General features: G+C 66.0%; 8 protein-coding genes. 6 read left to right on the top strand and 2 right to left on the bottom strand.

The features are described 5' to 3' along the window. The 4 genes from QOC69_RS33120 to QOC69_RS33105 form a co-directional block, all read left to right on the top strand. A partial coding sequence (locus tag QOC69_RS33120) for a nuclear transport factor 2 family protein (protein WP_526446721.1) occupies positions 1 to 238 on the top strand: 238 nt, incomplete at its 5' end. Between the two features lie 27 nt (positions 239 to 265). After that, positions 266 to 1,222: an agmatinase gene (gene speB / locus QOC69_RS33115; protein ID WP_526446720.1), complete on the top strand. Its 957-nt coding sequence runs from the start codon at positions 266 to 268 to the stop codon at positions 1,220 to 1,222. Continuing rightward, a complete protein-coding gene (locus QOC69_RS33110; protein WP_526446719.1) occupies positions 1,219 to 2,832 on the top strand; it encodes a thiamine pyrophosphate-binding protein in 1,614 nt (537 codons plus the stop codon). Before speB ends, QOC69_RS33110 begins: the two co-directional genes overlap by 4 nt. A gap of 11 nt (positions 2,833 to 2,843) precedes the next feature. Next, positions 2,844 to 4,352, top strand: coding sequence for a sodium:solute symporter family protein (locus QOC69_RS33105; protein ID WP_526446718.1), 1,509 nt, complete (start codon positions 2,844 to 2,846; stop codon positions 4,350 to 4,352). Between the two features lie 15 nt (positions 4,353 to 4,367). Here QOC69_RS33105 and QOC69_RS33100 read toward each other — a convergent pair whose 3' ends face one another. Together QOC69_RS33100 and QOC69_RS33095 are read right to left on the bottom strand one after the other, a co-directional pair. Next, positions 4,368 to 5,555, bottom strand: a complete 1,188-nt coding sequence (locus QOC69_RS33100) for an MFS transporter (RefSeq protein WP_526446717.1) — start codon at positions 5,553 to 5,555, stop codon at positions 4,368 to 4,370. A gap of 158 nt (positions 5,556 to 5,713) precedes the next feature. Further along, the gene (locus tag QOC69_RS33095; RefSeq protein WP_526446716.1) at positions 5,714 to 7,273 is read right to left on the bottom strand and encodes a PucR family transcriptional regulator; all 1,560 of its coding nucleotides are present in this window, start codon (positions 7,271 to 7,273) and stop codon (positions 5,714 to 5,716) included. Between the two features lie 213 nt (positions 7,274 to 7,486). On the opposite strand from QOC69_RS33095, the gene QOC69_RS33090 reads away from it, so the two are divergent. Further along, positions 7,487 to 7,726, top strand: coding sequence for a hypothetical protein (locus tag QOC69_RS33090; protein WP_526446715.1), 240 nt, complete (start codon positions 7,487 to 7,489; stop codon positions 7,724 to 7,726). 399 nt (positions 7,727 to 8,125) lie between these two features. After that, positions 8,126 to 8,715 (top strand): LLM class flavin-dependent oxidoreductase (locus QOC69_RS33085; RefSeq protein WP_526446714.1); only part of this gene is annotated, 590 nt, incomplete at its 3' end.

Below are 8,715 nucleotides of genomic sequence, written 5' to 3'. Positions count from 1 at the left end.
GTACGAGACGGTGTGGGCATCCTGGCTCGACTCCGGATGGCGGGTGGTGTCCTGCGTCAGCAGCGATCGTCTGGTGCAGACGTTCGCTTACTTCGCCGTGCTCACTCACACGTGCGACACCGTCACTTCGGTCGATGGGCAGGAGACCACGTTGCGCGAGCGCGAGTCCATCGTCTTCGTGCTCGACGGCGACCGCCTCCTCGCCGTCCACGAGCACCTCTCGCCCATGCCCGCCTGATCGCCTGCCCCACGAGGAGTTTCACCCATGACTACCACCGTCGGCCCCATCGACGCCTCCAAGACGCCACGGTTCGCGGGCCCGGCCTCGTTCGCCCGGCTCCCCCGCCTCGATCAGGTACCACGCGCCGACATCGTCGTCGCCGGGGTTCCGTTCGACTCCGGGGTGTCCTACCGGCCGGGCGCCCGCTTCGGCCCCACCTACGTACGTGAGGCGTCGCGACTGCTGCGGCCCTACAACCCCGCGATGGACGTCTCGCCGTTCGAAATCGCTCAGGTCGCCGACGCAGGCGACATCGCGGTGAACCCGTTCAACATTCACGAGGCCATCGAGACCATCGAAGCCGCCGCGGTCGAGTTGACCTCGGACGGAACCAGACTGGTGACGATCGGTGGAGATCACACGATCGCCCTTCCGCTGCTTCGGGCCGCCGCACAGCGACACGGCCCGGTCGCGTTGGTGCACTTCGATGCGCACCTGGACACCTGGGACACCTACTTCGGGGCCGAGTACACGCACGGGACGCCGTTCCGGCGGGCGGTCGAGGAAGGCATCCTCGACACCGAGGCGCTCAGCCACGTCGGCACCCGCGGGCCGCTGTACGGCAAGAAGGATCTCGAGGACGACAGGCGGTTCGGATTCGGCATCGTGACGTCGTCGGACGTGTACTACCAAGGCGTGGTCGAGGTGGTCGACAAGTTGCGGCAGCGCCTCGGCGACCGGCCGGTGTACGTCTCCATCGACATCGACGTGCTCGATCCTGCGCATGCGCCCGGCACCGGCACCCCCGAGGCCGGCGGCATCACCAGCCGTGAGCTGCTCGAGATCCTGCGAGGTTTCCGCGGATTGAACCTCATCGGCGCCGACGTCGTGGAGGTCGCCCCCGCCTACGACCACGCCGAGATCACCGGGGTGGCCGCCTCACACGTCGCCTACGACCTGGTGTCGCTCCTGGCACTACGACACGAGGAGACGCTCACGTGACGCACGCCCGCAACGGTGGCGACGTCGTCGTCGAAACCCTGGCCGCGCTAGGGGTTTCGCACGTCTTCGGCATCCCCGGTCAGCACGCGCTCGGCCTGTTCGACGCGATCCGGCGCAGCGACCTGACGTTCGTCAGCTCACGCATCGAGAACAACTCCGCGTTCGGCGCCGACGGATACACCAGGGCCACCGGCGAAGTCGGCGTGCTGTTCCTGTCCACCGGACCCGGTGCGCTCACCGCACTGGGCGCGCTCCAGGAGGCGTACGCGACGGGCGTACCGCTGCTCGTCGTCACCAGCCAGGTGCCTCGGGCCGGGCTCGGCCTTCGGCGGGGCATGCTGCACCAACTCGACGACCAACAGCGCAGCGCCACCAACGTCACCAAGAGCACCGCCGTCGTCGGTCAAGCGTCCGAGATCCCCAGCCTGCTGGCCGACGCGTGGGCGCTGGCCCAGTCGGCCCCCGCAGGGCCCACCTGGGTGGAGATCCCCGAGGACGTGCTGCTCGAGCCGACCGATGGGCCCCCGGTGACGTCGGTGGTGGCCAGGGTCGCCGAGCGGCCACCCCGGGCCGAGCTCATCACCGAGGCGGCGGCGCTGCTCGATTCCGCGTCGCGACCGGTGATCCTGGCCGGCGGCGGAGTGCGCCGCTCCGCGGGCGGGCCCGCAGCGCTGACTGCCCTCGCCGAACTGCTTGGCGCGCCGGTGGTCTCGACCGTGGGCGGCAAGGGCGCCATCCGCTTCGACCACCCGCTGTCGGCGGCATCGTGGATCGAGGACCGGTACACCACTGAGCTCCTGGAGGACGCCGACGTGCTGCTGGCCGTCGGCACCGCGATGGGTGAGGTGACGAGCAACTACTTCACGTTCGCACCGCGCGGCCGGCTCATCCACGTCGATGCCGAACCGCGGGTGCTCGAAGCCAACCATCCCGGCCTCGGCATCCATGCCGACGCCGCACTCGCGCTCGAGGCGATGGCCAAGCAGGTCTCGAGTAAGGACGGCGGCGCAGGCGAGCGGACGGCGGCCGAACTGCGAAAGTCGGTGCAGCGCAGGCTCGCCGAACAGGGCGTCGCCGCAGAGCTGGCACTGATGCGTGACCTGCGGGCCGCGGTCCCCAGTGGCGCACACACGTTCTGGGACATGACGATTGCCGCGTACTGGGCATGGTCGGCGTGGGATCCACTCGACGGCGAGTTCCATTCCGCCCAAGGCGCGGGTGGGCTCGGGTTCGCCTACCCGGCGGCGGTGGCGGCGGCGATCGGTTCCGGTGAGCGGACGTTCGCCGTGTCCGGTGACGGTGGCGCCATGTACTCGATCGCCGAACTGGCCACGGCCCGCCAACACGACGCCGACGTCACCTGGCTGATCGTCGACGACGGCGGCTATGGAATCCTGCGCGAATACATGACCGACGCGTTCGGCCAAGCCACCGCCACCGAATTGTCCCGACCCGACTTCGCCGCCCTGGCAGCGAGTTTCGGCATCCCCGCCCACGTGGCGACGCTCGACACCGTCGGCGAGATCGTCGCAGGCACCTTCACCACCCGCGGCCCGGCCGTGGTCGTCCTTCCCGCGCTTCTGCGCATGTTCGCCCCCACCCACCTCTGAGGAGTTTCACCATGGGCAAGCCCATTGACATCGCCATCATCGTCTTCTATCTCGCGGCCATGCTCGCGTTCGGCTTCTGGGGCAAGTCGAGAACGAAGGACTCGGCCGACTTCCTCGTCGCCGGGCGCCGGCTCGGCCCCGCGATGTACACCGGCACGATGGCCGCCGTCGTACTGGGCGGCGCATCCACGGTCGGCGGCGTCGGCCTCGGGTACAAATGGGGCATCTCGGGGATGTGGCTGGTGGTGTCCATCGCCGTCGGCCTGCTGCTGTTGAGCCTCGTCTTCGCCGGACGTATCCAGCGGTTGAAGGTCTACACCGTCGCGCAGATGCTCAAACTGCGCTACGGCGTCGACGCCACGGCAGCATCCGGGATCGTCATGGTCGCCTACACGCTGATGTTGTCGGTGACGTCGACGATCGCCTACGCCACGGTCTTCAACGTGCTGTTCAACACCAACCGGACGGTGTCGGTGATCATCGGCGGTGCGATCGTCATGCTCTACTCCTCGATCGGCGGCATGTGGTCGATCACGTTGACCGACATGGTGCAGTTCGTGCTCAAGACGATCGGCATCTTCTTCCTGCTGCTGCCGTTCACCTGGAACAAGGCGGGCGGCTTCGACGGCATCAGGGAACGTGCCGGAGACACCGTGTTCGACCTCGGCGCGATCGGAATACCGACGATCATCACGTTCTTCGTCGTCTACAGCTTCGGAATGCTGATCGGCCAAGACATTTGGCAGCGGGTGTTCACTGCGCGCTCGCCCCAGGTCGCCAAATGGGGCGGGACGACGGCGGCGGTCTACTGCGTGCTGTACGGCGTCGCGGGCGCGGTCATCGGCATGGCTGCGTCGACGTTCCTGCCCGACGTGAAGGCCAAGGACGACGTGTACGCGCAGATCGCCGAGACGATCCTGCCGGTCGGCATCAGTGGCATCGTGCTGGCGGCCGCCGTCGCGGCGATGATGTCCACCGCGTCCGGGGCGCTGATCGCCACGGCCACCGTGGCGCGCACCGACGTGAAGCCTCTGCTGGAGCGGCTCATCGGCCGCGGCGCGGAGGCGGCCGAGGGCGAGAACGCCGAGCGCGGCAGGGGCGAGCGAAGCGACGGGGCGGATGACGTGCATTCCGACCGGCTCTACGTGGCGGTGCTCGGTATCGCCGTCATCGTGATCGCAGCGCTGCTCAACGACGTGGTGGCCGCGTTGACGGTGGCCTACGACATTCTGGTAGGTGGCCTGCTGGTGGCCATCCTCGGCGGCTTCCTGTGGAAGCGTGCGACGGGCACCGGTGCGTTGTGGTCGATGGCCGTCGGAACCGTCGTCACCCTTGGAACGATGTTCGCGGTGGGCGACGTGTTGGCGAACGAGCCGATCTACTACGGGTTGGCCGCGAGCCTCGTCGCCTACGTCGTAGGCAGCCTCCTGACCAAGCGCACCCCTGCGGACGTGCTTCAGGTGTGGGACGACAGGCTGGCAGGACGCGACGCGGCCGCTCCGGAGCGGGTTGCGACGTAAGGCGCGAGCCCGCACTCATACGCGTTTGGCGGGGGCCACGACCGGTGCTGCAAGGACACACACCAGCATGGCGCACAACGGCACCAGAAGCGCCCCCGTCCACGACACCAATTCCACCATCCAACCAATTAGTGCGGGCCCACCCATGATCGCCAGGTACCCCACCCCCACCACTCGCGACAGGGTGCGCCCGGATGTGAGGCCGCCGAGATTGCCTGCGGCAGTGAATACCTGGGGTAACCCGCCCGCCAGCCCCACGCCGAACAAGGCCCAGCCCACCAGCACGATGGGTAGGTCAGGGGCGAGGATGACGGTCAACATGCCGAGCATTGCGAGTACCGCGCCACCCCTGAGGACCCACACCGGGCCCATGGCTTGGCCAACCCGGTCCACCGCGAAACGGGATGCAGTCATGGCCACCACGAATGATCCAACCGCCAACGCCGCCAGCGAGGGGGGCGCGCCGAAATGTTGTTGAGCATGCAGGCTGCTCCAGTCCATGGCCGAACCCTCTGACAGGAGGAACAGGAAGGCCAGCATTCCAAGCAGGATGACCCGTCGACGATGGCGCTCAGTCGTGGGCGCGACGGGCACTGGCGCCTCCTCGAGGTGGCCGCCGGACGTGCGTTCCCGATGGTTGCGCAGAGCCCACACTGCGGAACCGACGATCGCCAGACAGATGATCGCGATCATCGTCGTCATCGCAAGGATTCCCAGCCGCAAGGCGAACCCCGCTGCGCCGAGCAAGGATCCGACGACGGTTCCGACGGAGAACATCGCATGAAACGACGCCATGATCGGTCGGCCGTAATCGCGCTCAACGCTGACAGCGAGCGCATTCATTCCAACGTCGGCACAACCCGCTGCTACGCCCAGCACGAATGCTCCGGCGATGGCCTGCCCGAGCGTAGAGGCAGTCAGCGGTAGCGTGATCGCGGCCGCCAACCCCGCGCCGGCGATCGTGGCGACTCGACCACTGCCGACGCGATCGACCAGCGCCCCACTGAGCTGCATGCCCACCAGCGATCCAGCGCCGAGGATCAGCAATACCGTCCCCAGCGTTGCGTTGGACAGTCCCACATTGTGCTGCAGCACCGGCAGATGCACGGCCCAGGTGGACAACACGACCCCGAAGGACGCGAACAGGGCGAACACGGCGTAACGGGCCCGCGTCAGTGGCCGCGCCTGAACAGGCTGGGTCATCCTAAGTGCTCCCGTTGGTCGGCACGGCAATTCCGTCCGCTCCGATCAAGCGGAAGTTGCTCTCCAAGCTATGCGCGGTGGCTGTCAGATGACATGGTCATACAGAGAATTCCGCGACGTCACAATGCACACATCGTGAAATGAGTGGCGGTCCAACCTCACTGGCGGACCTCACGCTGCAACAGGTCATGTCCGCGGACCGCGAATACCAACGCCTGACGGTTGTCCGGGTCGTCCATCGAGCGCCCAAGCAAGCTCTCGATCCGCTCAAGCCGGTAATACAGGGTCCGCCGCTGGATGAATAGCAACTGGGCTGCTCGCGACTTCTTTCCATCACACGACAAATACGTGCGCAAGGTCGGCAGGAGCGGGTTGGTCGCCTTGGCGTCGTGCTTGAGCAGCGGGCCCAGTTCATCCTCGATGTAGCGAGCCAATTCGGGTCCACCAGCCAGTGAAGCCAGCAGTCGCAGTACCCCGAGTTCGTCGAATCGGTGCACCGCCTTATCCGGCTTCGCCAACGCCACCGATGCTGCGCTACGCGCTTGTTCGACTGCGGCAGGCAGCTGACTTGCCGTGACCGGGCGACTGATGCCGGCACGCAGGTCCAGCGCAGTCAGATGCTCGACTACTTGCTTCTCCGACCTGGTCCGGGACAGGCCCATGATGACCAACGTGTGCTCGCCGAGGTCGGCGACCACCGCGGGCACCCGCAGCGAACGGCACAACTCCTCCATGGCATCCTCGCCCGAATTCGCGCCGGTCGACTCTCTGCACACCGACACCACCAGCAGGTCGCGGTCCCGCAGATCCCTGCCGATCCGCAATGCGCGGGTCACGAACGCGTCGCCGGAGATGTCGCCGAGCAATAGTCGACTGATGAGCGCGTTTTGCCGCTGCGCTGAACGAGCGCCGCTCTCTCGGGCGCCCAGCAAGGCGATGGCAATGCCGTCGGCGGCCCGGTCGATTGCGTACCCCGCCGTTCCGACGATCGGCTCGCCGCCGTGCAGGACATGCAGCCATCCCCACCGTTCCCCGCGAAGGACCACCGCCTTGCGGGTGCAAATGTCGGCATGATTGGCGCTGCCGCTGCTGGCAGTCGCTGCATCATGGTCGATCCGCGAGTGCCTTTCCCACTCCCTCAGGGCGAGGTCGCCAATGTCAGAGCTCCCCGAATACGCGACCACCTGCCGGGAAGAGTCCTCCAACACCACGGGCCGACCCACCTCACTGGCCAAGGCATCGGTGAAATGCACGTGGTCACGGCCGGCAAGCAGGAGCTGCATGAAGGTGCCGTTGAGCCGCTCGTAGGCGCTCAGATCGAGAACACGCTGATCGATGATCGATTCATGGACCTGGGCAGATACCTCGACGAACGGCAGTTCACCCGCTAGACCCACCAGAGGAAACTCGCGTTCGTTCGCGGCTTCGACGAGTGCATCCGGCATCGTGTCAAAGGCCCGTCCGCTCAACTCCACGATCAGCACCGACGCGTGCGCATCGTCGATGGCGTGAACGTACTGACGCTGCCCGTCCGCAGTGTCACCGATGCCCAAGCCGGCGGTAAGGAGCATCTCGCCCCCGCTGAGGAATTGAGCGATGTCGGGGATCTCCGTTGGATGCACCCATCGCACTGGACGGTCGAAATTGCGGCGCCCGGCATACACCGTTTGCGGAACGCGGGTAAAGACCTCTAGCTGCAATGCAGCTTCGATGGACATTGACATGAAGTGAACCAGGCCTTCGCTGCTGCAGTGTGCAGGTTCGTTGGTGTTTCTTGCTCATCTTGAGAGTACTGACGCAACGTGCCCGAAGGCGGACTTTGAGCGACGTCCGGGTCAACTCCATCAACCCGACCAACGTGAACACGATGATGATCATCGATCTCGCCGACAACCAGCTTCTTCGCTGGGCCGAGACTGGCGCGAAACAGCATGATGCACTGGAAGCGGCGACCGTCATGCAGTGCCCTGCCGGTGCCCTTCCTGGATCCCGTCGATGCAAGCAACGCGGACGGGTATCTGGCCGGCGAAGACGAACGCTACGTCTCCGGCACCGCCCCGGTCATCGACGCGGGCGAGCTCAATCAGTCCAAATCACCGAACCAACTGGACCCGCTAAACACCCTCTCCACCAACGGATCTCATAACGCGGCGTGCGAATCCCGTGACTAGTACTCGGCCAGCCTGTCGTCCGTTCGGTACATCGGAGTCGCTTGGGCGTACCCGCAAGAGGAGTACTTCAGGCTGTCGCAGCTGCTTAGATACCCGTCGAGCCTCTTCCACCAAGTGCCACGTTGTCGAGTTCTACCGAAGCGGCGCAAGAACACGTGATCGCCGCCTTCCGCTTGCCGTGTCGGAACGTCTACGGACGTCAATCCGACACTTCGAGTTTAGCTCCAATCATCTCGGGTGCCAGGTCTTTCGACCTCCTATGGCTGTGCGAACCGTGCATCATCCGGTACGCCGAATGCGCATGTTGAGTCTTACCTGCGCGCTGCCTCATCGATAGCTTGGGCAAGTTGACCGACCGTTCGAGGCTTGTCTGCATCGGCGTAAGAAGAAGGGATCCTCGTGCCCGCAATTGGGTTCAAGATCGATGCACGTGCTACCGAGGACGTGCTTCAGCTCGCTCGATCGGCCGAAGTGGCGGGCTTCTCCGAACTGTGGGTGTGCGAAGACCTGGCGCTAGCCGGCGGCATTGCTCAGGTCGCAGGCGCGCTGGCTGTGACCACTCAACTCGAGGTCGGCCTGGGTATCGCACCTGCGGCCGTGCGTAACCCGATGTATCTGGCGATGGAGTTCGCTTCGGTTGCCCGTCTATCCGGCGGTCGATTCCATGCAGGCATCGGCCACGGCATGCCCGCATGGCTGAGGCAGGTCGGTCAGCACCCGGCAAGTCTCATGGCCTGCCTCCGGGAAGTCTCGGAGACGGTGCGAGATCTCCTTGACGGCAAGGAAGTCACCTACGCAGGAGAGCACGTACACCTCGACTCGGTGTCGCTGACCCATCCACCCGAGCGTGCGCCGGCCCTCAGCTTGGGCGTACGCGGCCCAAAGGGCATCGAGTTGGCGCGCGCTCTCGGGCTTGGGGTGATCCTGGCAGAGGGATCTTCGCCGGACTACGTCGCCGAGGTCCGGCGCACGCTCGGGCCAGACGCCCG

The organism is Mycobacterium sp., assembly GCF_032162105.1.
Taxonomy (GTDB): Bacteria; Actinomycetota; Actinomycetes; order Mycobacteriales; family Mycobacteriaceae; genus Mycobacterium.
This window is presented reverse-complemented; position numbering and strand designations above follow the sequence as displayed.